Origin of the sequence: Paenibacillus sp. FSL R7-0313 (assembly GCF_037969885.1) — a bacterium.
Lineage (GTDB): Bacteria > Bacillota > Bacilli > Paenibacillales > Paenibacillaceae > Paenibacillus.
In genome coordinates this window covers 2,390,170-2,416,069 of record NZ_CP150219.1, presented here as the reverse complement: position 1 = coordinate 2,416,069, position 25,900 = coordinate 2,390,170, and the positions used below count along the sequence as shown (strand labels likewise).

Annotated in this window: 27 protein-coding genes and 1 other annotated feature; of the genes, 9 read left to right on the top strand and 18 right to left on the bottom strand. The window is 46.7% G+C overall.

Annotated features, from left to right (window positions below):
• Window positions 1-21: 21 nt before the first annotated feature.
• The 10 genes from NSQ38_RS10585 to NSQ38_RS10540 all read right to left on the bottom strand — a co-directional run bounded on the left by NSQ38_RS10585 (window position 22) and on the right by NSQ38_RS10540 (window position 11,668).
• On the bottom strand, window positions 22-462 hold the full coding sequence (locus tag NSQ38_RS10585) for a DUF456 domain-containing protein (RefSeq protein ID WP_047841365.1): 441 nt from the start codon (window positions 460-462) through the stop codon (window positions 22-24).
• Between the two features lie 54 nt (window positions 463-516).
• Window positions 517-1,266, bottom strand: coding sequence for a Cof-type HAD-IIB family hydrolase (locus NSQ38_RS10580; protein WP_076253219.1), 750 nt, complete (start codon window positions 1,264-1,266; stop codon window positions 517-519).
• Between the two features lie 394 nt (window positions 1,267-1,660).
• Window positions 1,661-2,533 carry a metal ABC transporter permease gene (locus NSQ38_RS10575; RefSeq protein ID WP_047841304.1) on the bottom strand — a complete coding sequence of 291 codons (873 nt, stop codon included), beginning with the start codon at window positions 2,531-2,533 and terminating at the stop codon, window positions 1,661-1,663.
• Complete coding sequence (locus tag NSQ38_RS10570) at window positions 2,533-3,492, bottom strand: metal ABC transporter permease (protein ID WP_091037906.1); 960 nt, start codon at window positions 3,490-3,492, stop codon at window positions 2,533-2,535. Before NSQ38_RS10570 ends, NSQ38_RS10575 begins: the two co-directional genes overlap by 1 nt.
• Window positions 3,493-3,495: 3 nt before the next feature.
• Complete coding sequence (locus NSQ38_RS10565) at window positions 3,496-4,317, bottom strand: metal ABC transporter ATP-binding protein (protein ID WP_339789037.1); 822 nt, start codon at window positions 4,315-4,317, stop codon at window positions 3,496-3,498.
• A gap of 31 nt (window positions 4,318-4,348) precedes the next feature.
• The gene (locus NSQ38_RS10560) at window positions 4,349-5,293 is read right to left on the bottom strand and encodes a zinc ABC transporter substrate-binding protein (RefSeq protein ID WP_339790473.1); all 945 of its coding nucleotides are present in this window, start codon (window positions 5,291-5,293) and stop codon (window positions 4,349-4,351) included.
• Window positions 5,294-5,530: 237 nt separating this feature from the next.
• Window positions 5,531-7,483, bottom strand: coding sequence for a penicillin-binding protein 2 (locus NSQ38_RS10555; protein WP_339789034.1), 1,953 nt, complete (start codon window positions 7,481-7,483; stop codon window positions 5,531-5,533).
• Window positions 7,484-7,878: 395 nt separating this feature from the next.
• Complete coding sequence (locus NSQ38_RS10550; RefSeq protein WP_338588495.1) at window positions 7,879-9,915, bottom strand: penicillin-binding transpeptidase domain-containing protein; 2,037 nt, start codon at window positions 9,913-9,915, stop codon at window positions 7,879-7,881.
• Window positions 9,916-10,021: 106 nt separating this feature from the next.
• Window positions 10,022-11,167 carry a transglutaminase domain-containing protein gene (locus NSQ38_RS10545; protein ID WP_249912814.1) on the bottom strand — a complete coding sequence of 382 codons (1,146 nt, stop codon included), beginning with the start codon at window positions 11,165-11,167 and terminating at the stop codon, window positions 10,022-10,024.
• A gap of 18 nt (window positions 11,168-11,185) precedes the next feature.
• A complete protein-coding gene (locus NSQ38_RS10540; protein WP_174806458.1) occupies window positions 11,186-11,668 on the bottom strand; it encodes an ATPase in 483 nt (160 codons plus the stop codon).
• Window positions 11,669-11,858: 190 nt separating this feature from the next.
• On the opposite strand from NSQ38_RS10540, the gene NSQ38_RS10535 reads away from it, so the two are divergent.
• Window positions 11,859-13,034, top strand: a complete 1,176-nt coding sequence (locus NSQ38_RS10535) for an MFS transporter (RefSeq protein WP_339789031.1) — start codon at window positions 11,859-11,861, stop codon at window positions 13,032-13,034.
• A gap of 534 nt (window positions 13,035-13,568) precedes the next feature.
• Complete coding sequence (locus tag NSQ38_RS10530; RefSeq protein ID WP_036605733.1) at window positions 13,569-13,916, top strand: toprim domain-containing protein; 348 nt, start codon at window positions 13,569-13,571, stop codon at window positions 13,914-13,916.
• 76 nt (window positions 13,917-13,992) lie between these two features.
• Here NSQ38_RS10530 and NSQ38_RS10525 read toward each other — a convergent pair whose 3' ends face one another.
• The gene (locus NSQ38_RS10525; RefSeq protein WP_339789028.1) at window positions 13,993-14,604 is read right to left on the bottom strand and encodes an SCO family protein; all 612 of its coding nucleotides are present in this window, start codon (window positions 14,602-14,604) and stop codon (window positions 13,993-13,995) included.
• A gap of 435 nt (window positions 14,605-15,039) precedes the next feature.
• Here NSQ38_RS10525 and NSQ38_RS10520 point away from each other — a divergent pair, with 435 nt between their 5' ends.
• On the top strand, window positions 15,040-16,020 hold the full coding sequence (locus NSQ38_RS10520) for a metal-dependent hydrolase (RefSeq protein WP_036605731.1): 981 nt from the start codon (window positions 15,040-15,042) through the stop codon (window positions 16,018-16,020).
• Between the two features lie 116 nt (window positions 16,021-16,136).
• Here the strand turns inward: NSQ38_RS10520 and NSQ38_RS10515 are convergent, their stop codons facing one another.
• On the bottom strand, window positions 16,137-16,355 hold the full coding sequence (locus NSQ38_RS10515) for an alpha/beta-type small acid-soluble spore protein (protein ID WP_017692386.1): 219 nt from the start codon (window positions 16,353-16,355) through the stop codon (window positions 16,137-16,139).
• 120 nt (window positions 16,356-16,475) lie between these two features.
• On the opposite strand from NSQ38_RS10515, the gene NSQ38_RS10510 reads away from it, so the two are divergent.
• Entirely contained in the window at window positions 16,476-16,676 is a 201-nt protein-coding gene (locus NSQ38_RS10510) for a hypothetical protein (protein ID WP_017692385.1), read from the top strand.
• Between the two features lie 115 nt (window positions 16,677-16,791).
• On the opposite strand, the gene trpS is transcribed toward NSQ38_RS10510, so the two are convergent.
• Complete coding sequence (trpS, locus tag NSQ38_RS10505) at window positions 16,792-17,784, bottom strand: tryptophan--tRNA ligase (protein WP_339789025.1); 993 nt, start codon at window positions 17,782-17,784, stop codon at window positions 16,792-16,794.
• A 75-nt stretch (window positions 17,785-17,859) separates the two neighbouring features.
• Window positions 17,860-18,127: a binding site (T-box leader), on the bottom strand.
• 245 nt (window positions 18,128-18,372) lie between these two features.
• Between trpS and NSQ38_RS10500 the strand changes: the two genes are divergently transcribed.
• Both NSQ38_RS10500 and NSQ38_RS10495 read left to right on the top strand, forming a co-directional pair.
• Window positions 18,373-19,347: an aldose 1-epimerase gene (locus NSQ38_RS10500; protein WP_133387432.1), complete on the top strand. Its 975-nt coding sequence runs from the start codon at window positions 18,373-18,375 to the stop codon at window positions 19,345-19,347.
• A gap of 205 nt (window positions 19,348-19,552) precedes the next feature.
• Window positions 19,553-19,786 carry an alpha/beta-type small acid-soluble spore protein gene (locus NSQ38_RS10495; RefSeq protein WP_047841310.1) on the top strand — a complete coding sequence of 78 codons (234 nt, stop codon included), beginning with the start codon at window positions 19,553-19,555 and terminating at the stop codon, window positions 19,784-19,786.
• Between the two features lie 85 nt (window positions 19,787-19,871).
• Here NSQ38_RS10495 and NSQ38_RS10490 read toward each other — a convergent pair whose 3' ends face one another.
• Both NSQ38_RS10490 and NSQ38_RS10485 read right to left on the bottom strand, forming a co-directional pair.
• On the bottom strand, window positions 19,872-20,282 hold the full coding sequence (locus NSQ38_RS10490) for a hypothetical protein (RefSeq protein ID WP_017692381.1): 411 nt from the start codon (window positions 20,280-20,282) through the stop codon (window positions 19,872-19,874).
• Window positions 20,283-20,569: 287 nt separating this feature from the next.
• The gene (locus NSQ38_RS10485; protein WP_339789022.1) at window positions 20,570-22,369 is read right to left on the bottom strand and encodes a M3 family oligoendopeptidase; all 1,800 of its coding nucleotides are present in this window, start codon (window positions 22,367-22,369) and stop codon (window positions 20,570-20,572) included.
• A 118-nt stretch (window positions 22,370-22,487) separates the two neighbouring features.
• On the opposite strand from NSQ38_RS10485, the gene NSQ38_RS10480 reads away from it, so the two are divergent.
• On the top strand, window positions 22,488-22,658 hold the full coding sequence (locus NSQ38_RS10480) for a YycC family protein (protein ID WP_017692379.1): 171 nt from the start codon (window positions 22,488-22,490) through the stop codon (window positions 22,656-22,658).
• Window positions 22,655-22,888 (top strand): hypothetical protein, encoded by a 234-nt coding sequence (locus NSQ38_RS10475; protein ID WP_017692378.1) that lies wholly within the window; start codon window positions 22,655-22,657, stop codon window positions 22,886-22,888. Before NSQ38_RS10480 ends, NSQ38_RS10475 begins: the two co-directional genes overlap by 4 nt.
• A gap of 12 nt (window positions 22,889-22,900) precedes the next feature.
• On the opposite strand, the gene NSQ38_RS10470 is transcribed toward NSQ38_RS10475, so the two are convergent.
• From NSQ38_RS10470 to NSQ38_RS10460, 3 genes are all read right to left on the bottom strand, one after another.
• Window positions 22,901-23,632: a DUF2225 domain-containing protein gene (locus tag NSQ38_RS10470; RefSeq protein WP_338588502.1), complete on the bottom strand. Its 732-nt coding sequence runs from the start codon at window positions 23,630-23,632 to the stop codon at window positions 22,901-22,903.
• Between the two features lie 43 nt (window positions 23,633-23,675).
• On the bottom strand, window positions 23,676-24,053 hold the full coding sequence (locus tag NSQ38_RS10465) for a globin (RefSeq protein WP_036605723.1): 378 nt from the start codon (window positions 24,051-24,053) through the stop codon (window positions 23,676-23,678).
• A gap of 245 nt (window positions 24,054-24,298) precedes the next feature.
• The gene (locus NSQ38_RS10460) at window positions 24,299-24,463 is read right to left on the bottom strand and encodes a hypothetical protein (protein ID WP_155984997.1); all 165 of its coding nucleotides are present in this window, start codon (window positions 24,461-24,463) and stop codon (window positions 24,299-24,301) included.
• A 153-nt stretch (window positions 24,464-24,616) separates the two neighbouring features.
• Here NSQ38_RS10460 and ylbJ point away from each other — a divergent pair, with 153 nt between their 5' ends.
• Window positions 24,617-25,873, top strand: a complete 1,257-nt coding sequence (ylbJ, locus tag NSQ38_RS10455; RefSeq protein WP_339789019.1) for a sporulation integral membrane protein YlbJ — start codon at window positions 24,617-24,619, stop codon at window positions 25,871-25,873.
• Window positions 25,874-25,900: the final 27 nt, after the last annotated feature.

Below are 25,900 nucleotides of genomic sequence, written 5' to 3'. Positions count from 1 at the left end.
GTTGAAGCTAATCCTGAACGTTTAGGCGAATCTTACCACCCAGATAATAAAGAGAACAATCATGACGATTTGCAAAATAATTTTCATCACAGTACTCGTAAATAGCCCCACGACGGAACCAAATCCAACTTTCGACGCTTTGGAAGGTGAAGACCCTCCGATCAGTTCCCCGATAAAAGCACCGATAAATGGTCCCAATACCAGTCCGAATGCCGGAATGACAAATGGGCCAATGATAACACCAATGGTACTCAGCGTTGTTGATAACTTGGAGCCACCGAACTTCTTCACACCCCATGCGCTGACGACATAATCAGCCACAAACAACACAACAACAATCAGAATCTGGATGATCCAGAACCACACACCAAACGGATCAAAGCTGAAGAACCAGCCGTAGACCAGAAACGCGAAGAAAATCGCTACAGCACCAGGCAGTATGGGATATACCGTTCCAGCCATCCCCACTGCAAACAGCAGCACAATCAAAATCCAGGCAACGGTTGCGAGCAAAGGTTACTCCCCCTTCAAAATATGTTCACGGATCACTTCGACGATGCCGTCTTCATTGTTACTCGCTACGATCAGATCAGCCGCTTCCTTCACCTGCTCTTGCGCATTACCCATAGCCACACCCAGACCCACGGCCTCAATGACAGCCAGATCATTCAAACTGTCTCCAACAGCAACAACTTCGGACATCTCGATGCCCAGCAGCTTGCAGACTTCCGCTACACCACTGGCTTTGGATACACCTGCAGGGTTGATCTCAATATTAACGGGTGAGGAGTTGGTCATTTGCAGACCACCCATTTGTTGCAGTTCCATCATGATCTGGTGACGAACTTCATCCACTTCCGTATTGAAGCCGAATTTCAACCATTCCAGACCTTCAATATTGTCCGTCCAGCGGTCACGATTGAATAGTTCTTCCACGGAGTATGCCCAGTACCAGCTGTTATATTTCTCACCAATCTCCTGCATCTGGCGAATCAATGCCGGGTCCATCAGATGACGCATATGCAGATCATGCGGGGCTTTCCAGACCTCACTGCCGTTAACGGTAACCATCGGTGTCTCCAGTCCAAGTTGGACCGCATAAGGCATCGCGTGGAATACCGCTCTTCCCGTAGAAAGGCACACATGTACACCCCGACGAATGGCAATTTGAATCCACTTGGCGGTCTCCTGTGTAATTTCATGATTATCGTTAAGTAATGTTCCATCCATATCCAATGCAAGCAATTTGTATTTCAGTTCACTCATACAGTAGTTCCTCCTAGGTTGTCTCTCTCCAAGTTGAACTCATGGATATCCATTCAGGCACTACGCGGGCCCTCTCCGTTCCACAATGGTTCTCCAGTTCAACTTAAAGGTTCTCTTTATCTATTTTAAACATTCTCTCACAACAAGATCGCCCGGCACCCGTAACAACGGACGCTCCGGACGTCACAGCTAACGACATTTTACCACAGATCATCTGTATGCAACAAAATAACCCGTAATCAGCAGGATGACGCTCCATTATCAATTTATATTGCATATGTTATATCCGGTTGCCCTTGTCAAAGTAATACGACCAGACACGCAAAAAACCGCCTGCATTGCAGACGGCTTCTTAGAATTTTGTTTATTCACCTGTTATCTACTTAAAATTCCATTACCTTGCCGCGAATTTGCGACGAGCGTAACGGAATACGATGCCATGTTTCGGTGACAGCAGCAGTGCGAGAACAAACAAAATCCCAGCAACAGCTACCATACAGCCCGCAATGGAAGCATCCAGGGCGTATGCCATGATGTAACCTCCAACCGAGGATGCTGCTCCGATCAGGACGGCATACAGAATCATTTTGCCCAGACGATCTGTAAGCAGGTAAGCCGTCGCCGCAGGTACAATCAGCATACCCACAACGAGAATCGAACCAACACTTTCAAATGAAGCTACGGACGTCATCGAAACAAGTCCCATGAGCAGATAATGGAACAGCACTACTGGAATGCCGCAGGCCGCAGCCAGCGCCGGATCGAAGGCACATAACTTAAACTGTTTGTAGAACAGCCCAATGACGACGAGGATCACCAGCAAAGTGATACCCAGCATCCAGACAGCCCTCGGACCGACATCCGTACCTCCTAGGGTTAGCGTATCCCACTGTACATAAGCGATCTCACCGAACAACACACAGTCCAGATCCAGATCAATATGCTGGGCGTTCAGACTAATCAGAATGACCCCTACGGCGAAGAGTGCTGTGAACACAATTCCGATCGAGGCATCAGACGAGAGCCCACCCGCCTGCAAACTCTGTATGAAAAACACCGTAAGTAGTCCAAACACCGTTGCGCCGAGCAGCATCCACAATGAATCTCTGGAACCGCTCCACAGGAAAGCAATTGCAATACCGGGGAGAACCGCATGGCTGATCGCGTCACCGACCAGAGCCATTCGTCGCAGAATGAGAAAACAACCGAGAATAGCGCAGGCAGAAGATACCAATACGGCCGTCAAAATAATCCAAAACGTTGCCATTACATCTCCCCCCGTTCCTGCTGATTTCGCTGTGTGGCAAGAGTCTGAAGTGTTGCCCGCTCTTCACGCATATATGCGGATTTTGCCTGAATACTGCGCAACCGTCGAGCTAATAATCCACGACGCGGAGCCAGCAAGGCAGATCCGGCAAACAACACCGTAGCCGCAAGAACGGTTACAGGTCCCGTCGGCAGATTAGGTACAAGCGTGCTGAAGATGGTCCCTGTTGCACCGCTCAATGCACCAAATATGCCTGCCAACACCACCATCAGTGCGAGTGAGTCGGTCCAGCAACGTGCCGCTGCTGCCGGAGTTACCAGCAAGGCTGCAACAAGTACCACACCAACGGCCTGAATTCCGGCAACCACCGCGATCACCGTCAAGAGCAGGATGAGCTGCTCCAACATCGCAACTGGCAGACCCATACCACGTGCAAATCCCGGGTCAAAACTCACCAGTTTGAATTCCTTGAACCAGGCAAGACAGGCAATCAGTAATACGAGACATACACCACCCATGACATACACATCCGTCATGACCATGGATGCCGCCTGCCCAAACAAATATTTATCGAGTCCGCTTTGGCTTCCACTCGCCCCATGCTGGATGCGCGTCAGCATCACTACACCAATCCCGAAAAAGACGGTCAGCACAATTCCCATCGCCGCATCCTGCTTGATTCGGGAGTAGCGCGTAATCCACGAGATTCCGAAGGTAGCGACAATGCCGGCCACCAGAGCACCGAACAGGAATAATCCGACCGACTTCGTTTCCGTCAACATAAATGCGATACAGATCCCAGGCAGAGCAGCATGAGCAAGGGTGTCCCCCATCAGACTTTGCTTACGAAGAAAGGTGAAGGAGCCAATAATCCCGCTACTGAATCCAAGCAACAGACAGCCAAGCAATATCCAACGTGTATTTGGGTCGGACAAGATGGCAACGATCCAGTTCCACATGCACTACACCTGGCCTTTCTCCGTCCGGCTTCCGATCATCGCAATCCGGCCTCCGTACGTCTCTTGCAGTGTATCCGGTACAAATACTTCACTTGTCGGTCCACCTGCCACCAGTCGTCCATTGAGCAGCAGCACATGGTCGAAGTATTCCTCGACTGTCGCCAGATCATGGTGAACAACCAGTACCGTCTTGCCTTGTTTCTTCAACTGTTCCAAAAGCGAAATGATCGCTTTCTCTGTGGTGGCATCGACACCTGCAAATGGCTCATCCATGAAATACAGATCTGCGTCTTGTACGAGTGCCCGCGCCAGAAAGACACGCTGCTGCTGTCCACCGGACAGCTGACTGATCTGGCGGTACATGTAATCACCCATGCCGACTTGCTCCAGGCAATGTGCAGCCAGGTCCCGCTCCTTTTTCCCCGGACGACGGAACCAGCCCAGATGACCATACCGTCCCATCATCACCACATCAAGTGCATGCGTAGGGAAATCCCAGTCCACCGATTCCCGTTGGGGCACATAACCAATGCGGCGACGTTGCTCCCTGTACGATTGTCCGAAGATCCGTACCTCACCATGCATCTTCGGTACCAGTCCTAGTACAGCTTTGATCAGTGTTGATTTCCCTGCACCATTTGGTCCGAGAATTCCGATGAGCTGTCCTTCCGGAATATCGAAGGATACGCTGCTAAGCACCGGCTTTTTGTGATACGCAACAGCCAGATCCCTCACACTGAGAGGAGCCGATGTTGGCTGCGTTCCCTGCAAGTGACTATTGTTCGGTTTCGTAGGAGTTTGTTTCAATAAAGTTGTATCTTCCATAATCCTGTAACTCCTCTCTTCATGTGATTCATTATTTCAGTGCTTCTACAATCGTCTCAACATTGTGGCGAATCATACCGATGTATGTGCCTTCTTCCGTTCCCTCAGCCCCCATGGCATCCGAGAACAGTTCTCCACCAATACTGACCGTATGTCCTTTTTGAGCTGCTCCGGCAATGATGGCCTCCATCGCTTTTGCAGGCACACTCGATTCAACAAATACTGCTTTGATATGGTTATCTACGAGATAATCCCGCAGTTCGCTAACATCTTTTGCACCGTATTCAGCTGCTGTACTTATGCCCTGAAGCCCCATCACTTTCATGCCATAAGCCTGACCGAAATATCCAAATGCATCATGCGCCGTAACCAATACCCTGCTTGCTTCTGGAATCTCCAGAATCTTCTCGCGCACCTCGGCATCCAGTGCTTCGAGCTTCGCCAGATACGCCTCTGCCTGAGCCTTGTACTCTTCCGCATGGTCCGGATCCGCCTCCACGAGCGTATCGCGTACGGCTTCTGCCGCATGCATCCAGTGGCTGACGTTAAACCAGACGTGTGGATCATATTCGGTGCCACCTGTATCTTTGCCTGAATGTAACTCCCCGACTGGAATAGTCTCTGTAACGGCAGTAACCAGCTTGTTTGAGGACATTTTCTCCAAAATATCTGTCATTTTGCCTTCGAGATGCAGTCCATTATAGAAAATGACTTTGGCTTGTTCCAGCTTGCGAATATCACCTTGGGATGCCTTGTACAAGTGGGGATCAACTCCCGGGCCCATTAACCCGGTAACATCAACATATGCCCCGCCTACCTCACGTGCTACGTCAGCGATCATTCCCGTTGTAGCGGTTACTTGTAGCTTGCCACCACTGCTCGTCTCTGCATCACTGGAACATGCCGTAAGTACTACAACCAGAACCAGAGCCGCTAGCGTAATGAACCCCCTCTGAATACTCCTCATTTTCACCATTAACAAATCAACCGTCCCCTTTCCCTCTCCTAAAATACTTGTCTGCATCTAATTTTGTTGTACAAGGTATTAAGTTTTAATCAAGACTAATAATGTTTCCCTTGTGCAAATTTTATCCGAAGCCAAAAAAAAAGGCAAGGGATTATTTCCCCTGCCTGTCCAAATTCATATGTTGTTCACTTCATTAACCTGTTGGAGGTGATGTAAAAGCGCTACATCTGCCGCATTTCTTTTACATTACTCGTTGTCTTTTCCTTCGTCTTTCTTACCTTTTGGCGTTCCATCGAGACCATACACTTCATCGTATGCATCGAAGATTTTCCGTGCAATCGGCGAGGCACTGACTGACCCGAACCCACCTTCCGGTACAACAACAGCTACAGCAAGCTTCGGATTATCTCGAGGTGCAAAGGCAATAAATACACCATTCTCTTTTTTGTTCGGTCCGGTCCCCTGCTCTGATGTTCCTGTTTTCCGTGCATAATCGTATGGGAAACCGTCAAATGAACTTACTTTGGTAACCATACCTTTGTGCACTTCATTCCAGTGCGCATCGGCAAAATCAACTTCATTAAGCACTTTAGGTTTGATCTCTTTCACCACATTGCCGTCCGCGTCACGGATTTCCTTCACCAGATGTGGTTCCATCCGTTTGCCCTTATTGGCAAGCATGGTGGTATATTGTGCGAGTTGCATCGTGGTGTACTTGGCTTGCTGCCCAAACGAGGCAAACGCCAAACGTGTTAGAGCTGATTCATATTCATCATTATTATATTCCAAAGTACCTAGGTATTCATTGGGTAAATCGATACCCGTAGACACACCCAATCCGAATTCTTTCATGTGTTCGTCCCACACTTTAACACCCTCAATCGAGCCATATTTACTCAGCAAACGTTTACCCACCATATCGATCATAAACGCATTGGACGATTTCTCGATCGCTTTTCTGGCGGTAATGGAACCATTATACGCAGAATGCGAGTTCCTCACTTGTCGTCCGTCTTTCCCCAGAATGGCATATCCCGGATCATGATAGGTCTGTCCTGCTGTAAATAATCCCTCTTTCAATCCAATAAGCACACTTAGCGGTTTGATGACCGATCCAAGAAGAACAACGGATTCCGCCCGTCTAGGCTTGGCATCATTCGGCGGGAACGACTCGGTGGTTCCATTCCGGAACACAAATTTGATTTTGTCATAATCCCAATCGTTCGGATCATAATCCGGCATACTTGCCATAGCGACAACATTTCCCGTATCCACTTCCATGGCTACTGCGTATCCAGTAATTGCCTTGGGAAGTCTGCGCAATTCGTCTGTTATCGCCTCTTGTGCGGCCAACTGAATTTCCTTGTTAATGGTGGAGACCAGACTGTAGCCTTTTTCCGGTGGAGTTTGTTTCATCGTCCCCTCTGGCAAATTACGTGAATTAATATCTATGGATTGGTAACCGCTACGTCCACGGAGCTCTTCCTGATATTGAAATTCCAGACCATCAACTCCAACCTTTTCTTGTTGGGTATAGCGCAGTCCAGGATCACGTTCTGTTGCCTCCGCCTTGCTTATTTCTATATATTTTTTCAAGTTTTCCTGTTGACCTTTGAACTCTCTTGTATATCCAATCACCTGGACGGCAACTCTATCCGAATCATATTTTCGAATGTTTTCTTCCAGTACCATGGCACCTGGATACTCCGCCTTCTTCTCCATAAAATAAGCAATTTCTTTCGTGTTTAGATCCGACTTCACTAGGCGAGGGGTATACCCATGTGCCTTCTGAGATTTGAGATCCAATCGTTTGATGATCTCTTCCGCGTCCGGCTGCTCTTTATCCCCTGGATTAAACTGCTTAAACACAGCCGCCAGATCATGAGCCAGTTCCTCTGCTTCCTGCCTGCGTTCATCATTCCGATAATCCTCATACAACAACACATAGAGGGACTGCACAGGTTCGGAATAAGCGAGCGCTACTTCCCCTGTCGCATCATAGATGGGACCACGAACAGGTGCGAGTGGAATATCCTTGGTATTGCGACTCGTTTCCATATACGTCAGCTCAGGACCCTCCACAAACTGCACAAAGGCTAATCTGAAAATAAGGATACTGAATATGACAAATGCCGCGAAAAAAAACAGATTCAGCCTTGCGGTGGAAGGCTTGTTGACGGCTGTATCTTCCTCAGTCATGGGTTTCTTCCTCAATCGGTTAAACATGTTTTAAGCCTCTCCCGTTCCTATATAAAAATAAAATATTTAATCCGTCTTGTGAACGCGTTCAATCCAAAATTTAATCCTTTCTCAACCAAGTCTACCAAAGGTTAGCTGTCAAGTCTTTCAATATTTGGTTACATTTTCGTAAACAAAACCGTTACACTACCCAATCTACCGATTCCAATGTAAACACTGACATATCAACGTTATCCCGTTTTTCGGATCGCGTTTCCCCTTCCCTTATATAAACGTGGTACAGCTTATATGGTTACATATTAATGCAACTAATTAGTTCACTCTTATGATCCATTCTCCATGTAAAACAAAAAAGAGGACCCACGAAGGGTCCCCTCTGTAACCAATGCCTCACATCACTGTGTGCCTGATTCCGAATCTGAATCTTTATTTTTGTCCTTTTTCGGTACACCGTCGAGACCGAATTCCTCGTCATAGGCATCGAAGATCGCACGTGCAACCGGAGCCGCACTGCTCGATCCAAAGCCCCCTTCGGGGATAACCACAGCGACAGCAAGCTTTGGATTATTACGTGGTGCATAGGCGATAAATACACCGTTATCCACCAGTTTACCGCCTACTACCTGTGTCGATGTTCCTGTTTTTCTAGCAAAGTCATAAGGGAATCCGCTAAATGCAGATACCTCGGTTGCCATGCCTCGTTGTACTTCATTCCAGTAGGCATCGTTAAACTCCACCGTGCTGAGTACCTTCGGTTTTACTTTCTCGACCACGTTGCCTTCCGAATCCCGGAATTCTCTAACCAATTGTGGCTCCATCCGCTTTCCTTTGTTCGCCAGCATTGTCGTGTACTGTGCTAACTGCATGGTTGTGTATTTCCCCTGCTGTCCAAAGGAACCATACACGAGACGAGTCAGCGAGCTTTCCGTGTCGTTCATGTAATCCCGTATGCCCAGGAATTCATTCGGCAGATCAACCCCTGTAGATACCCCAAGGCCGAACTGCTTCATGTATTCATCCCATTTGTCAATTCCGGTCGCACCGTATTTTGAGTACATCTTCTTCCCAATCTCATCAATCATGAATACGTTCGAGGAATGACGAATCGCATCACGAGGATACATTGCACCATACACATGCCCTGATGAGTTCTGCACTCTGCGATTGTCCCCACCAAAGGTCGTTGAACCTCTATCCGAATAAACCGTATTGGTAGTGAAGAAACCTTCTTTCAAACCGATCAAGACACTAAGCGGTTTGATGGTGGAACCGAGTAGCACGATCGATTCAGCTCGCTTCTTAGAGTCATCCGGAGGGAATGAACGAATCGTACCATTTTGATACACATATTTGATATCATCATACTGATCATTGGTGATACTGCCTGTTCTCCAGATGTTGGTATCATAATCTGGCATACTGGCAGCAGATACGATTTTCCCGGTATCCACTTCCATCGCAACTGCAAATCCGGTCTTGGCATTGGGATGCAATCGACCGGAAACCTGATTCCGATGAAGCCAACTCAACTGATCCAGAATGGCCTGTTCTGTTTTCACCTGGACGTTCTTGTTAATGCTGGAAATCAGGTCGTAACCTTTCTGCGGCGGGGTAGAACCTGCTACACCTTCAGGCAAATTACGCAAATCAACATCAACGGATGTATATCCGCTTTTGCCGCGGAGAGCATCCTGATATTGCAGTTCCAGTCCATCAAAGCCTACAAATTCATTTTCCGTATACACCAGACCCGGGTCCGTTTGCGTTTTATTGGCCTCGTCCACCTCTTTGTATTTGTCCAAGGACTTCGAACTTCTAAACTTCTTCAGATAACCGATTGTCTGAACCGCTACCGTATCCGGATCGTAGAAACGTACACTCTCTTCGACGATCTGAATACCTTTGAACTCGTCCTTATGTTGCAGGAAATAAGCGACTTCTTCCTCGGACAGATCACTCTTGATCAGACGCGGCATAAAACCGTTCGCTTTGCGGGAGTTCAAGTCCATCTCTTCAATAATTTTCTCCACTGTAAGTGACTCTGAATCCTTCAGCTTGTACTGTTCAAATACATCATGCAACCGGGTTGCAATATCCTGTACTTCCCCTATGTTAGGACTCGGTTTCCCATCAACATCCCCATAGTTTTTATAAAGCGTCAGGTAGAGAGATTGAATGGGCTTGGAGTAAGCCAACTTCACCTCACCTGTGGAATCATAGATCGTGCCTCGCACAGGAGGAAGTGGTACATCCTTGGTAATGTTACTTGCTTCTTCCTGACTAAGCTCAGGGCCCTCCACGAATTGCAAAAAGGCCAAGCGTACAATAATAACGCTAAAAATAACAAAGGAAGCGAAGAAAAATACGTTCATTCGGTAACTGAAGCGCCGTTTGTCTGTAAGTTCATCCTTCTCATTGGAATGCTTTTTCATCCATCCTACCTCTTTCATGACTTGATGCATACCACTTCAAACAGATTCTTCGCGGCATGATAACTTGGCAACGTCGTCATATTCCGGACCCATGTCCGTTGTAATGTTAAGCTGACTGATCCTTTAGATGGGTGTCGGCAAAATTCGGAGGATTAAACCAGTCTCCACTGATCGCCCATGTCGGGTCAAGCGGAACCCAGCTCTCGGAATCACTCAAATACACCTCATTCCACGCATGCGGACCGTACCCTCCCTGGCCGTTATAACCCAGTCCCGTAACAACTTTGACTTCAAGTCCTTGTGAACGGGCCATCACAGCGTAGAGACGGGCATAATCAATACATACGCCTTTGCGTGTATCAAATGTATTCTGTGGATTCTGTTCATGCCATATGCCCTTTTGCTCATAGTCATCCACTTTACCATAGTCATACTGAATACGTGAACCTACCCAGTCGTATAGTGCTCTTGCTTTGGCTTCATCTGTCGATTGGCCTTTGACAATCTCACTCGCTGCAGATTCAATATCCGTCGGAATATTGTGGTCGATAACTTCATATTTGCGTTGCAGGATGCCGCCCAGTTCCTTCTGCACAGCCTGCGTAAATACGGGAAGCTTGTCCTTGATAAACGTTCCAGACAACGGTTCGATAACCGATTTGGCCCCTTGCATATAGATCGGAGATGCTTCCACATATCGGCTGAACATGCTCCCAGGGTAAAGACTGACAATCATGAACAAGACCGCAATGACAATCATTCCGCGGACGGAGCCTATGATCGTGCCAATTAATGCACCGGTTAACCGACTGAACATACCTTTAGGCGCACTTTCCTCGGCTGACCCCTGCCTGCTGCTGAAAATAAATGAAGAGAGAAACCCGAGAATCAATCGGATGAGTCCATAGCTTAATACAAATAATACAGCGAACCGCATCAGCGGAAAATCTGCAATCGCCGTAACCAACGTATAATACATCTGTTCCCACCGGTTCAACTCACGGTTAGGCATGGCTGAAGCATACTCAGACAGCCACTGCTGTACATATGGTGCAAGCCACAACGTTAAACCGATCGACAACAGAATACCAATGACCGCCATAATGCCATCCATCAGGAACCCGAAGAGTCTGCCTGCTGAACGCGAAGCCCCTCTGGACCAACCCTGCAATAATGAAGCAGCCACAATCAGCAGCAGCATAATCGTGATGCCATTCAATTCCTTTAGGCTGTCCAGCCAATTCTGCAGCACGTACCGATTCCCCCTTTACTACGATGCTGGTGCTGTTTTGTTCTCCTGTGCCTGTTCGACAAACGTACGTATGGTTTCATTGTCGAGTTTCCATTCGCCAAGTGAAATTCCGCGGAAAGTAACATCAACTTTATCCGATTGAGTTCTGCCCTTAATCTCCACATTGGGACTTGTGATGGTGAACGCTCCATCCTGTCCTTTGACGTATTTTGCTTTGGAAGCCTCCTTCAGCATCATGCTGGTTGCTTCCTTCTTCAATGTGTCCATCGTACTGGATTGTACGTCTGTCACTGTCTGTTTGATCTGATCAATGGAGATGCCGCTGTATATCAGTAGAGCCGCAATAATGATGATGGCAATCGCCCATTTCAATACGGTTTTGACCACATTCAGAACAAAGAACAATATGATCAATGCAACCACGATCACCAGCCAGTTCTGCATCACAAACTCTTTGATTACTTCTATGTTCATGACTACACCTTCCGTATTAGAATTCATTCGTAACACTCCCGAATATTATACATGATTTCCGAAGCTGCTGTCAGCTAAGCCCTCTCCCTTAAAAATAAACGGTCTAAGTTCGTCCCGCCAGGCGTACAAGTAGTACCATAAGGTTCTGCCGGGCGAACGGGGAACACGTTCAAGACCTGTAATTGGAACATGCATCGCTTAACAAGGAGGGGCTTATGTGAAAACGGCCATCTGGCTATACCTGTTTTTGTTCCTTGCCGTATTTGATTTGCACGCCCAGTATCCCATTCTGACCCCTTTTGCCATCTCGCTGGGAGCCGCCCCTACTTTCATTGGCTGGATGATGGGCATCTATTCCTTAACACATCTTCCTGGCAATCTGATTGCTGGAACACAAATCGATAAACATGGCAGTCGCCGCTACATTGTATTTAGTCTACTCGGTGCAGGATTCATCCTGCTCCTGCAAGCCTATGTCCAGACACCATGGCAACTGCTGGCGCTGCGTTCCATCAGCGGTTTTGTACTGGCCTTCCTGTCTCCTGCATGTCTCGCCCTGCTTGCACAGTTATCCAGCGATCCGGTGAAACAGGGGAAGTATATGTCGGGTCACGGGGTAGTACATACCCTCGCATCTGTGGTATCGCCAGCAGCCGGTGCGATCATTGTGGGTTCCATGGGATTCTCTGCTACATTCTCAGGATTGGGCTATCTGCTTATTCTCACAGGTGTCATTGCTTTCATGACCATGCCTCGTGGTATCGTCAAACAGCATGAGAAAGTAACGGTACCTGCCACACTTGACGTTTCACCAGCAGATGCCACAAGTGCATTCCTGCCGGTGTCCTGGCGATACTTTGCCTTGCCTCTGGTGATTGCCTGTGCCCAAGGGATTCTCTTCTTCGAATTACCCCTGCGGGGCGGAGGACAATCGTCCATCATGTCTACCGGACTGCTGTTCTCTATTATAAGTATTGGGGCACTCTTCACACTCAGCATGTTATTTCTCAACCGGTATTCCCCCAAGCTGCGTCTGGTTGCGGGTGTGCTGTTGATGTCCTTGTGTTTTTTTGTAATGGCCGCCATTCCGCAAGTTCCGTTGTCCACCGTGTTATTTGTACTTGGGATGTCAAAAGGCATCATCTTTCCAGCTATGGCTACCCTATTTATCCGTCTGAGCGGAGGAAGCAAGTTGGGCCGCATTTTCTCGCTGCAATCCATTGCCACCTCCATAGGCTCTTTCATCGGCCCCATCACAGCCGGACAACTTCGTGTCGGGTTATCACCCTATTTCATCGCCTTTGTTTTATTAATGATTGGTATGCTGCTGCTTCCATACTATACATCCAGACGCGAAGCTACCCTCACCGATCCCAAAAGTATATTGAATTAAATTCCGATCAGACTCTGTCTTCTTACCGTTATGGCATCAATTAGGCCAGTATTTTCATTAGCTTTGCATCATTCCCCCATTTACAGCTAAACTATATAAAATGGACTAACGTTTTACACGTTGATAAAAGCTAACTGGGAAATCTATCTTTTACAATCACCGAAGGTTTTATCTTATTGAAGATCATTAAGGTTGAACAATTAGCCAAAAGTAGTGGAGGGGACGGAATCGATTTTGAAGAAGCGGTAGCGTTCGCCTTTGTCTCCATATTTCAACCTATAAAAAATAAAATCAATCAGAAATTTGGAGACAACAGCGATCGAAGGAACGATCCGTAACCGGAACGGCCACTGCCAGCTATTACTGACCTAATGATGCACATGAGATAAGATTTCAGAGAATTGTCTTGATGGGTTGTTCTCTCCAGTTAGCAAACGTGTAAAGAAAGGAGTCCATTTTATATAATCAGTCGATTTTCGCTGCAACATTTCCCGGGGAATGTCGACATAAGCTCTCGAACAAGAGGTGAATATCATGCCTATTCATGTCATTGTGGAAGGTAAGAATGACCGAAGCAAACTGAAACGTTTGGTTGGACCCGAAATCAACATTCTATGTACGTTTGGAACACTTAATTCCCTCAAGTTGGAGACCTTGCGCAAGCAAGTCGGTTATGATGAAGTCTTTTTATTTATGGATAATGACAGTTCCGGCAAAAAAATTAGAGGTGTACTTCGGGATGCTTTCCCGGATGCAGTACAGATGTATACACGACGAGGATATGCGGGGGTGGAAGGAACACCTGATGAGTATATCATTGCCCAGCTGGAGAAAGCGGGGTTAGAGACATACATCCAATACCCTGAACATCCTTCCTATTAAAATGAAATACCAAAAAGGCTGCCTTTCGGTTGATGTCCAACCAGAAGGCAGCCTTTACAGTATGATGATCAGATGATTATTCCTTAATCAGATTGCGAATATCCTCGGCAATGACAGCAGGCACAACGGCCTCTGTATTAAATGCGTTATATACCTTGCGCAGCTGGTTGTTCTCATCCACCAGACCAATCATATTCATATGGGCAAAATCATCCTTACTCTCCCCATCGATCAGGATCTGGAATGATTCCCTGGCAAACTGTTTGGTTTTGTCCATATCCCCTCGCAAGAAGTACCATCCGGAATAATCCGCGTGGAAGCGGTCCGCAAACGTCTTAATCTTCTCTCTTGTATCGACTTTCGGGTCGAATGAAATAGATACAAATGAGACATCTTTACCAAAGGTGTCGTCCTCTTTCAACAGATCCTGCACCTGGGATAACGTAAAGGTCGTAATAGGGCAGACATCCGGACAACTGGTGAAATAAAAGTAGAACAAGCGGACTTTCCCTTGCGTATCCTCCAGCGATACTGTACTGCCATCTACATTTTCCATAGAAAAGGATTGGATTTCACGAATCTCGGGTAATTTTTCCTTACTGGCAAATACAGTGCCCCACATCAGATACACAGCCATTATCAGTGCGAGCCCGAGCAGCATCCATGTCCATTTGTACTTTTTCAGCATCTTCCTCGTCCCTTCTGTATCTTTCCTTATGAATACGCATACATATGTGAATCCAAAATCACGTTCGTTTCGCTTTATCCATCTACTGTGACATATGTATTCAAAGAAACCTACTTTTTATGAGATTCTATATTATTGTAACGGTTTAAAGGAACATTGCCCATAAATTATTTTAGCATTGTATATCATTCGAATAGTATCGTACGTTCTCTGGCGATTTTCTCACTGTCTCCGATATAAAGTTTATCATAGGAAATGCCAAAATAGTTTGACAAACTACGTACATTTATTGGGTATGGCACAGGAAATTGTCATAACTTTGAAATTAGGGATGTTTTGCATCCTGACAGACGGATATTATACACTATATATGGGTATCACCTAGATAGAGAAGTAATATGCCTTAGAACGATACACCACACAAAGGAGACGTTTATGGATACCTCTACACATTTTGTCATGGGGATTGGTCTAGCCGGTCTGGCTTATGTCGATCCTGTCGTCGCGGCGAGTCCCATGCTTGCAGCTGCGGTAATGGTTGGCACGATCGCCGGTTCCCAGGCCCCGGACATTGATACTGCGTTACGTCTCAAAAGCAATTCGCTTTACATTCGGAATCATCGGGGCTTGTCACACTCTCTGCCATTTCTCCTGTTATGGGTTTTGCTCATCACCGGCGTCATTGCACTGATATTCCCTGGTGTGCCTATTGGACACGTTGCCACCTGGACCGCTGTGGCCGTAGGCTTTCACGTATTCACCGATCTGTTCAACACCTATGGAACCCAAGCCGCCCGGCCTTTTACGGAACGCTGGATTGCCTGGAACATCATTCATATTTTTGATCCGTTTCTATTCACTACACATGTCATAGCTATCCTGTTATGGGCCTTTGATCTGATCGCCCCTGCACCACTCTTCGTTACGTTGTATAGTTTGACCGGTTTATATTATATATGGCGAACGATTGCTCGTGCACAAGCGGTCAGAAAAGTCAGACGTCTCGACAACAGCCCAGAGCAGGCAAGATACATCGTCATTCCAACGATATCCTGGAACCGCTGGCATGTGGTTAAACGAGTTGAGGACGGCAGTTATGTGATCGGTAAAATGGATGGTTCTAATCTGGTATGGAGTCTGCACGCTTCGTCTTCTACTCATGCGGCCGTTGCTGCTTCACGCAAATCGCCGGAAGTCAGCGCCTTCCTCTATTTCACCTCCTATGCGGTGGCAGAGGTTGAAGAACTGCCTGCCGGTTACAAGGTCCGTTGGGCAGATGTACGTTATCGACACCGGAAACAATATCCATTTGTCGCTGTGATTGTGATGGATCGGAATTTTGAAACGATTGATACGTATGTAGGCTGGTTAAGCGATGAGAAAATGGATAAAAAACTTTTATCTGCACGCCCTTGACGAAGTGAGCATGGCAAGGCACAATCAGACATAGGAACTGATACGCGAGAAAGCCCGGAGCGTTTCCGCTCCGGGCTTTCCGTTTATCCTGTTTTGTTGCTGTTGGTTAAAATAAATTATTTGCCAGACCCAGCCAGAGACTGCTCAGCGATTTGTACCAGACGTTTGGTGATATATCCACCCAAAGATCCTGTTTCACGGGAAGTGTAGTTACCATAGTAACCGTCTTGTGGGATAGTTACACCCAGTTCCTGTGCAGCCTCGATTTTCAATTGTTGCAGTGCTGAATTTGCCTGAGGTACCACCAAGTTGTTAGAACGAGATCCTTGAGCCATATTTATAATCTCCCTTCAATCTGTGTCTGTAATGTAATTGCAAGCTTGCAAGATTATTATGGCTCGTAGGCTACAGGTTATACGGAGTTTTACTAAATTTGTAGATGGAGGTTTTTCCCAATGAGTAAAGGCTTATCCTTATGGTTCGCATTCTCTTCGATTATCTTGTTAACGGTTTCAGCAATTATGATCTCCTACTCCGGTTGGTTTGCTGCACTACTGTTTGTCCTGTCCATTGCCAACATTGGCTGGGGATTTGTGATTCGCGCAAAAAAAGAACGTCAGGAAGTTCGCTCGGCTGCTTCAGAGCCCACTTCTTGAGCAGGTCATTTGACAGTTCAATAATGAACGCATAAATAAAGAGGAGTCCTTCAATAGGACTCCTCTTTATTTATGTTAACTATTCATTGCATGAAATGAAGATCTTTGTTCAGGACTACTGTTTACGTCTCGGAACAAATCCCATGCGTTCTTTCACTGCACTCAACGTTTGAGCAGCGACCTCTTCTGCACGACGAGCTGACGTATCCAGAACATCGGCCAATTCGCCAGACTCCCGAATCTCATTATATCGTTGTTGCAGCGGTTCAATTACAGACACAACCACTTCAGCCAGTTCCTTTTTGAACGGACCGTACATCTTGCCTTCATAACGCTCAGCTACTTCTTTAAGCGTCATACCCGCACATTCAGCGTAGATACTCATCAGGTTGCTAACTTCCGGTTTGTTTGCCGGATCATATACGACTTCACGTCCCGAATCTGTAGTGGCACGGCTGATTTTTTTGCGAATCACATCCGGCGGATCCAGCAGGGCAATATAGCTACCAGCGTTAGGGTTACTTTTGCTCATTTTCGAAGAGGCATCATCAAGTGACATTACCCGTGCACCTACCTGAGGGATGTACGGATCTGGAATAGTGAAGTACTCCCCATAACGGTGGTTAAAACGTCCTGCCAGATCACGTGTCAGTTCCAGATGCTGCTTCTGATCCTCGCCTACTGGCACAAGGTCAGCATTGTATAACAAAATATCAGCCGCCATTAATGATGGATAAACGAACAGTCCGGCACCAACGGAATCTTTACCAGATGATTTATCCTTAAACTGAGTCATGCGTTCAAGCTCACCCATGGAGGTCAGCGTTGTCATCAACCAGCCCAATTCCGCGTGCTGCGGTACATGGGATTGCAGAAATACGTTAGATTTCGACGGATCAATACCTGCTGCAATAAACAGTGCAGCTACCGCTTCCGACTGTTCACGCAATGCTGCTGGCTCCTGAGCCACGGTGATGGCATGAAGATCAACCACCATGAAATGACATTGATAGTCATGCTGGAGTTTTACAAAATTTTTGATTGCACCAATATAGTTGCCCAATGTGAGCTTACCGCTTGGCTGAATACCTGAAAGTACTGTTTTCATTGCACATAACGCCTCCCTGATTGTATATAAAGTAACTCCTGCCATTCTCTGCGAACGCAAAAAGGCCCCACATCCGCAAGGGACGTGAGACCGTGGTGCCACCCTTATTCGCTTTTCTTCCATTGCTCCTGACCCTGAATCAAGTCAAGCCGAAGAAATGCCTTCATTGTTCCGTAACGTGGATTATACGGCAGACTCTAGTGGGGCAAGCCCATTTCTGGCTTAACCTGTTCAAACCTACACTCAAGGGTCCATTCGGTAAAGAGCTCACACCGGTTCACATCAACCACCGGCTTTCTGAAGAGGATTCTCTTGGCCTACTTATCCCTGTCATCGATTTCATGTCATTCAATTCTAATAAATGCTTTCAGAGTTCCATCTTAATGCGCACAGGCGTGAATGTCAAAATGAGTTGAACTTTTTTACCCGAGACACTGAAATCTGTTATGATGGAATTGCTTATCCTGATGACTGGTTCACACGAAGCAGCGCAGGAAATAGCTGGCATGTACACAATGACACGCCTGCAGCAGTACAGTCATCACAACTGCTTGCAGACAGATTTCAAGTGGGAAAAGGAGCATCGATATGAAACAAGTGACCAAAGGCCAATGGAATGGTTACGACACGTATATCCTACATAGCCGTGAATTGGAAATCACCCTGCTGCCGCGTCTTGGGAATAATATTATTTCTATTCGCGATTTAGTGCAGGACAGAGATGTCGTCCGCCGTCCGGATGAAGACGATCTTGCCTTTTATCTGCAGAAGCCGTACCATTTTGGCGTTCCTCTCCTGATTCCACCAGGGCGCATTCATCGGGGACAATTCGAATATGAAGGTGTCGGTTACCAGTTCGATCAGAACACGGCGAATGACAACCATATTCACGGCCTCCATCGTACCCAATCCTGGTGTGTCAGTGACATTGAGGAAGATGAAGACGGCTGTGCAATAACGACCGAATTACTAACCGAAAATGAAGAGCATTGGATGGCTCAATTCCCGATTCCCCTGAAACTTGAGATGACGTTCAGTCTGCAAAACGCTGTATTTAGCCAGCGTCTGCGAGTCACCAATCTGAGCTCAACACCTGCTCCTTTTGGGATGGGATATCATACATGGTTTTTGTTAGACGGCAAACCTGCCGACTGGACACTGCAATTGCCTGTTTCCGGAATATACGGACAGAATGAAGAACAACTACCGACAGGTGAACTGGAGTCCCTGGGTGAATGGTCTGCTCTGAACGAAGGCATCAATTTGCAGGGACGTAACTGGGATACCCTATTAAAAGCTACCGAAGGTGAACCGGCTACGGCTTACTTACGCAGGCAAGATGGATATACATTGAAATATTCAGCAGATGAAGCATTTTTCAAACATTGGGTTCTCTTTACCAAAGGTGAATCCGATCAGTTCTTGTGCATTGAACCGTACACTTGGCTCCCGGATGCACCTAATTTGGCTTTATCGGATGAACAAACCGGGTTGATTCGCTTGGAACCGGAACAGCCTGTTGAGTTATTCACACGTATTGAGGTTATACCTCCTACAGATTAAGCGAGCTGATCATGCTCTATTTTGCTTTTACGCATATCAACCTTTATTTTGATATCCAAATACAACTTGCCGACCCGCATTGGGTCGGCTTTTTTATGTGTCCTGTGCACTGATAGTTATCCATATTTTCCCTTACACCATATCATGTATATTTCCGTATTCTCTAACCATACTAACATCACCAACCCATAAGGAGGTGACACATATGTACGGAAGTCAAAACCAAGGTAGCGGTAGCCGCTCCAACAACCTGGTCGTTCCCCAAGCAACAGCAGCATTGCAACAATTGAAAATTGAAGCTGCTCAAGAGCTGGGTGTAACTATTCCACAAGATGGTTACTACGGTAACTATACTTCCCGTGAGACAGGTTCTCTGGGTGGATACATCACTAAACGTCTGGTACAAATCGCTGAGCAGCAATTATCGGGTCGTTCGTAAGCTCGTAATTATTGCTTGAGCCTAAGCAGAATCCAAAAGCAAAAGCGGCCTTCTTCGGAAGTGCCGCTTTCTCTTGTTTAACTAATTATGAGGTCGACTCCATATCTGAATCCTTGTATGTATTGGTTCTAGGGTAACGTATCATCAAGCTTGCCATATTGTAATTAGACTCCATCGTTGCATCTACCAAAATCATACCTTGTCTTACTGTGAAGTCGTACGATATTTCGCCATGTGTCCAATTGCGTTTAAATTTCAAAGTCTCCAGTGCCATCGCACGGAAAGAAGTTCTCTGGGTTTCGTTTAGCCCCCCTTCCTCCACATCCATCTGCCCATCTCGTCCAGCTATCGGATTATGTCGAATACCGAATTTCCCAATTACGTTGTTTCGTATTTGCACAAAAACTACCCCTGAATCTAACCCTGATAACTCATTATCAAGTTCTTTGAATACCAGATCCAACTGTCTCGCTAATGAAAGCTCATCAATTTTCATATTAACACTCTCCTTATATGCTTATAGTCCTATACATTAAGGACTTACGACTCATTATATGACATCATATGTGCTCATTCAACAAACAACGTCAAAGTTGGGTATTTCTAACTATTATTTGCACAATTAATTGCCATTCCACTCCCTTAAACTGAGCTTTTTCACTTAATTACGACAAAATCTTCGAGAATCAAAAATGAGGATTCTGTACAAAAAGAGGCTGCAATCCCGTGTCTGTTAACAGGGGATTGCAGCCTCTTTCATATTATCAACCTATTCTATTCAACCTATTTTTCGGTTGCTGTCATCTGCAGAAACTGCTCAATATCGGCAATAACCAAGTCCGCAGCATTTTGCCAGAATTCCGGTTGTGTCAGGTCCGTACCCAGATGTTTCTGAGCAAGTTCTTCGACCGTCATACGCCCTGTATCCCGCAACAAATCATCGTATTTATCTGCAAATGCCGTTCCTTCTTGCTGTGCTCTCGCATAGATTCCCGCACTGAACATATAACCGAACGTGTATGGGAAATTATAGAATGGCACACCAGTCAGATAGAAATGCAGTTTGGATGCCCAGAAATGAGGATGATCTGATGCAAGTACGCCACAGAATGCTTCCTGCTGCGCCTCCACCATTAATCTGGATAATTCATCCGCGTTGACCAGCCCTTTTTTGCGTTGTTCATAGAAGCGATTCTCAAACAGGAACCGGGCATGGATGTTCATAAAGAAAGCCACACTTCGCTGTATCTTGTCTTCCAGCAAAGCCAGCTTCTCTTGCTCATCTGTTGCTGCCTGCACAAGGGCATCTGCTACAATCAGTTCAGCAAACGTGGATGCTGTCTCAGCCACATTCATCGCATAACGTTGATTCAATGCAGGCAACTCTTCCATAATGTGTTGATGATATCCATGACCAAGTTCATGCGCAAGAGTCGACACATTAGATGGTGTCCCGGAGAAGGTCATGAAAATTCGGGTTGCTTTGCTAAGTGGCAAAGACGTACAGAATCCGCCTGGACGCTTGCCAGGACGGTCTTCTGCTTCGATCCAGCGTTTCTCAAAAGCCATCTCTGCAAACGAGGAAAGTTTAGGACTGAACTTGGCAAACTGTTCAACAATATTGATGGCTGCCTCATCGTAAGTGATTTTGCCACTCGATTTACCTACAGGTGCATCTACGTCGCTCCAGCTGAGCTTGTCTACCCCCAGCAGTTCTGCCTTGCGCTCCAGATATTGAACAAGTGCAGGTTTGGCACCATTAATCACATCCCACATCGTATCCAGTGTCTGACGTGACATCCGGTTGATGGCCAGAGGTTCTTTAAGGATATCATTCCAGCCACGTTTCTCATATAACTTCAGACGGAATCCCGCGAGGTGGTTCAGCGTGTCAGCACAGAAATCTTCGACATCGGTCCAAGCTTGCTCCCAGTTTGCGAATACCGTCTCGCGTACATTCCGATCACTATCGCTCAGCTTGTTGGCAGCCTGTCCAGCGGAGAGCATCACCGTTTCCCCATCTTGCTCAAATGGAATGTTCACCTTGCTGACAATCGTGTTGTAGAATTTGCCCCAGCCATGGTAACCATCTACACCCAGATCCAGAGCAAGACCTTCCAGTTCAGGCGACAGCTTCTCACGAGCCAGCGTGCGACTCTCGTTCAGTACAAATGCCAGCGGCTGAATATCTTCCCGAGCAATCCAAGCGTCCCACACCGAATCTGATGTCTGACTGAGTGTATTATCGAACTTCGATTTACTGCCGTTCAGCATCGCACCAAGGGAACTGATGGCGCCCTGAAGCTGCGTTGCCTTTTTGTCCTTCTGGTTTTGCGATGAAAGGCAGGATACAAACGCAGAACCTTCCGATACGCGCATATAACAGCTTTGCAGCAGTTCCAAAATGGGATCAAACGCAGCCGTCTCTTCTAATGAAGTCGGTGCAGCTGTTTCGTTCAACAGATGTTGCAGTTTACGTACATCCTCTTCCAGTTCAATCAGATACGCAGCGAATGTCTCGGAGGAAGAACCTCCACTAAAAATGGACTCCAGATCCCATACGGGGTGTAATGGCGTTTTCATTTAATAAGGCACCTCTCTCTATAAATTGGATGGTTAGGATTGAATTAAAAACTGGTTTTATGCGTGCCATATCTCTATACTAGAGAAATACTTATAGCAACCTTCAGGAGGTAAACGTATGAAACCTTTACAAGTATCGGCTGATACAGCCGTCAAATTAGCAGAATCCCTGGGCGTACCTTTGGAGCACCTGATGCACATGCCCCAACATATTCTGATGCAGAAGATTGCGGAACTCGCCAAACAAGAAGCCTCCAAACCTTCCGCACCAGAAGGCGAACAAGAATGATTCCGTTTGAGAACAGCTGGCCTTACGATATTGTGATGGGAGACATCTATGTACAGCAATGTCCCTACTGTCATGCAAGCAACGTGCTGCTCCCCCTCAAACCCAAAGAGCTTGTGCTCATTCGCGAAGGCAAAAAGAAATTACTGGTCTTTCCCTGCTGTAATACAAGCATGACCGTGATCGACAACGACAGTGACTATTTGTTATCCAGCCGTCCTGTCCGTAACTAATGTAAGATCAACCTAGAGGGGGCTGCGCTTCGCAGCCTCTTTGTCTGTTTCCAGCATCTCTTCAGGGAGTTCCAACTTACTTGAAATCATCTGCTCACGCAGCACAGCCCACTGTTCCCTTGAAGCACGAATCATGGCCGCATCTGTGATCCGCTTGTCATGAATGACCTTGCTGAACCATTGCACTGCTTCATTAAACCGTCCTACCCTGCGGTTCAATTCCCCGAGCAAATACAACAGTTTGGCTTCATTGCCACCCGTTCCTTCACGTTCGAACACCTTCACATAGGCTTCAAGGCTAAATTCAAGAAAACGATGTTCCTGTGCATGGTCCTCCATATAACGATACAACCAAGCTATATGATGCAACAGACCAGCGACGACACGATCTTTCTCCTGAATAACCTGTGCGCACAGCAAGGCAAGCTTGTACGTAGCCAGCGCCTGTTCCAGTGTTCGTGCTCCGCTATAATCACGTTTTACCCAGCGATTACCGACCTGTTCCTTAAAAGCCTTGCGCTGAGCATCATTCAAATGCTCCGTTGCGTTCTCCGTCGAGGCAAACCCGCACTGCGGACAGATGCGAACCACATAAAAATCTGGATTCTCCAGCTTGTAGTACGCACAAAAATCCGAATCCGTCCGGTAGGGCCTTTTCAAACTCGGTCTTACCCGTGAGGTTTCATACTCGGTTTCGCAATAATGACAGGTCACCTTCACCTTATATAGCGGCTCTAATTCCAATCTCTTCCATCCCTCTCCCGTACGCTTATAATCATATTCGGAACTACGGTGTATTCACAAAATGATGTGCTGGCCCGGATAAACGCTGCAGGATAAACGAATGCAAGGGCTCCTCCACACCAATCTGTGTTAAGGCTTGATCCATACATGCAAGCCAAGCCTCGGCCCGTTCAACCGTCACTTCAAAATGCATATGACGGGCACGCATCATCGGATGTCCAAATGCCTCGGAAAACAGCCCTGGTCCTCCAAAAAATTGAGACAAAAACATATACTGCTTGTCGATGACCGGCTGAATATCTTCCGGGAAAAGCGGAGCCAGTTGCTCATTCTGCTGAACGATTGGATAGAAAGCCTCGACCAGTGCGCGAACACCTTTCTCACCGCCAAGATTGTCATAAATACTCAAACTGGGATTCATGCGTCTGATTCCCCTTTCTGATGTCGAATTTTGCCATATATTACACGTTCCGTGAACATTGTGAAAACAGTAACAATATCAAGGCCCCAAAAGCCTTTATCTCCATTCTATCAAAAAAAACCAAAAAGTCCTATATAACATGAAATCATCAGGACATGTAACCAGGTCATCTGTATATAGGACCTTCTTCAAAAAATAATAAAAAAAAAGCGCCAACCGCATAGGTTGGCGCACTAGATATTCCATTAATAACTCCGCCAGTCCTCTTCCTCAGAGCGTACCAGCGAGGCACGTATCACATATACAAAAGCACAGACCAGGATTCCGGTGACAAGACTCATGATCATCACTCCATCCGAATTGAATTCCACCTTGGAGACAATTAGGTGACGTTCAGGCGTTTTTCTCATTTTAGCATACATCACTCAAAAACACAGCCACTTTTGCAAGCGCTTTCTACGTATAATTTTGTACTGTTTGTCCACTTTTTTTCATATATTGATGGCAATAGGCATCACAGACTTCCGCACACCGACCATTCCAAAAATAAAGGAGAAGAATTCATGGCTGCTTCACAACGACTCACCCATGTCCTGGTCACACTCGCTCTCCTGATTCTTTGTTTGTTAATGGTTTTGTATCCAGCGGAAACCTGGCATGCAGGTGCACGCGGACTGTCCATCTGGTGGGACGTATTGTTTCCCTCCCTTTTTCCTTTTTTGGTGCTGTCCGAGCTGCTGCTCGGCTTTGGCATTGTTCATTTTCTAGGTACCTTGCTTAATCCACTGATGCGTCCATTGTTTCGTGTTCCCGGAAGCGGTGGTTTTGTATTTGCCGTGAGCTGTGCATCCGGTTATCCAACAGGGGCGAAACTGACCGCTCAGTTATGGGAACAAAAGCTGGTTACCCGGGAAGAAGGAGAACGGCTCGTTGCCTTCACGACATCATCCGATCCGATCTTCATGATTGGAGCGGTATCGGTTGGCTTCTTCCATAATGTCGCCATCGCTCCAGTATTGGTTGCGAGCCATTACGCTGCAGCTTTTCTGGTGGGTATGCTCATGCGTTTTCACGGGGGTACAGCAAAAGGCTCACAGCCAGACATGTCTTCTGCATCTCCACCGAGGGAAATACATAGAAACAGACTGGTCCGTGCCATCTATGCAATGCATGAGGCAAGAAAGGCTGACGGACGGGCATTCGGTGAACTGCTGCGCCAGGCAGTCTCCTCATCCCTTCGCCTTATTATTATCGTAGGAGGGCTGGTTGTATTCTTCTCGGTCATGATGGAGTTGCTTGTACAGACCGGTTGGCTTGGTGGATTATACGGGATAACCGAGCAATTGCTTCGACATAGCGGGCTTCCTCCATCCTTATCTCCTAGCTTGGTCGGGGGGTTATTTGAAGTAACGCTGGGGAACAAAGAGGCAGGAAGTGCCGGTGCATCCATCCCTCTCGTCTATAAAGTCGCAGCAGCAGCCTTTGTTCTCTCCTGGGGCGGATTATCCGTCCATGCACAGATTATGAGTATTTTGAGCAACACACCCATGAGATACGGTCCATTTCTATTTGCCAGAGCAATTCATGCGCTAATCGCACCTGTGCTGGTCCTGATGTTGTGGACACCCATGATGGGGCGTTCCTCTTCCCCCGTTCTCATGGAGCCCAGTTTCATCCCATCGTTATCTGCATATACACCGGACTGGGGACTTATTTTCTTATCTGGAATGATTGTTTTTGTAAGCCTCATCGTATTGTTGTTATTCCTTGCGATATTAAGTTCCATTCTCAAGCCTAGACGACATGCCAAAAATAAGTGAACGATTCATCTATATTTAACTGAATAT

Coding starts and splice junctions, on each gene's coding strand:
- NSQ38_RS10560 (WP_339790473.1), bottom strand. CDS start 5,293: ATGGTGAAAATGAGGAGTATTCAGAGGGGGTTCATTACGCTAGCGGCT.
- NSQ38_RS10530 (WP_036605733.1), top strand. CDS start 13,569: ATGCCTATTCATGTCATTGTGGAAGGTAAGAATGACCGAAGCAAACTG.
- ylbJ (WP_339789019.1), top strand. CDS start 24,617: ATGGCTGCTTCACAACGACTCACCCATGTCCTGGTCACACTCGCTCTC.
- NSQ38_RS10510 (WP_017692385.1), top strand. CDS start 16,476: ATGAGTAAAGGCTTATCCTTATGGTTCGCATTCTCTTCGATTATCTTG.
- NSQ38_RS10525 (WP_339789028.1), bottom strand. CDS start 14,604: ATGCTGAAAAAGTACAAATGGACATGGATGCTGCTCGGGCTCGCACTG.
- NSQ38_RS10550 (WP_338588495.1), bottom strand. CDS start 9,915: ATGAAAAAGCATTCCAATGAGAAGGATGAACTTACAGACAAACGGCGC.
- NSQ38_RS10460 (WP_155984997.1), bottom strand. CDS start 24,463: ATGAGAAAAACGCCTGAACGTCACCTAATTGTCTCCAAGGTGGAATTC.
- NSQ38_RS10520 (WP_036605731.1), top strand. CDS start 15,040: ATGGATACCTCTACACATTTTGTCATGGGGATTGGTCTAGCCGGTCTG.
- NSQ38_RS10570 (WP_091037906.1), bottom strand. CDS start 3,492: ATGTGGAACTGGATCGTTGCCATCTTGTCCGACCCAAATACACGTTGG.
- NSQ38_RS10495 (WP_047841310.1), top strand. CDS start 19,553: ATGTACGGAAGTCAAAACCAAGGTAGCGGTAGCCGCTCCAACAACCTG.
- NSQ38_RS10565 (WP_339789037.1), bottom strand. CDS start 4,317: ATGGAAGATACAACTTTATTGAAACAAACTCCTACGAAACCGAACAAT.
- NSQ38_RS10480 (WP_017692379.1), top strand. CDS start 22,488: ATGAAACCTTTACAAGTATCGGCTGATACAGCCGTCAAATTAGCAGAA.
- NSQ38_RS10555 (WP_339789034.1), bottom strand. CDS start 7,483: ATGACTGAGGAAGATACAGCCGTCAACAAGCCTTCCACCGCAAGGCTG.
- NSQ38_RS10500 (WP_133387432.1), top strand. CDS start 18,373: ATGAAACAAGTGACCAAAGGCCAATGGAATGGTTACGACACGTATATC.
- NSQ38_RS10515 (WP_017692386.1), bottom strand. CDS start 16,355: ATGGCTCAAGGATCTCGTTCTAACAACTTGGTGGTACCTCAGGCAAAT.
- NSQ38_RS10540 (WP_174806458.1), bottom strand. CDS start 11,668: ATGAATTCTAATACGGAAGGTGTAGTCATGAACATAGAAGTAATCAAA.
- NSQ38_RS10465 (WP_036605723.1), bottom strand. CDS start 24,053: ATGAATCCCAGTTTGAGTATTTATGACAATCTTGGCGGTGAGAAAGGT.
- NSQ38_RS10575 (WP_047841304.1), bottom strand. CDS start 2,533: ATGGCAACGTTTTGGATTATTTTGACGGCCGTATTGGTATCTTCTGCC.
- trpS (WP_339789025.1), bottom strand. CDS start 17,784: ATGAAAACAGTACTTTCAGGTATTCAGCCAAGCGGTAAGCTCACATTG.
- NSQ38_RS10580 (WP_076253219.1), bottom strand. CDS start 1,266: ATGAGTGAACTGAAATACAAATTGCTTGCATTGGATATGGATGGAACA.
- NSQ38_RS10585 (WP_047841365.1), bottom strand. CDS start 462: ATGGCTGGAACGGTATATCCCATACTGCCTGGTGCTGTAGCGATTTTC.
- NSQ38_RS10490 (WP_017692381.1), bottom strand. CDS start 20,282: ATGAAAATTGATGAGCTTTCATTAGCGAGACAGTTGGATCTGGTATTC.
- NSQ38_RS10485 (WP_339789022.1), bottom strand. CDS start 22,369: ATGAAAACGCCATTACACCCCGTATGGGATCTGGAGTCCATTTTTAGT.
- NSQ38_RS10475 (WP_017692378.1), top strand. CDS start 22,655: ATGATTCCGTTTGAGAACAGCTGGCCTTACGATATTGTGATGGGAGAC.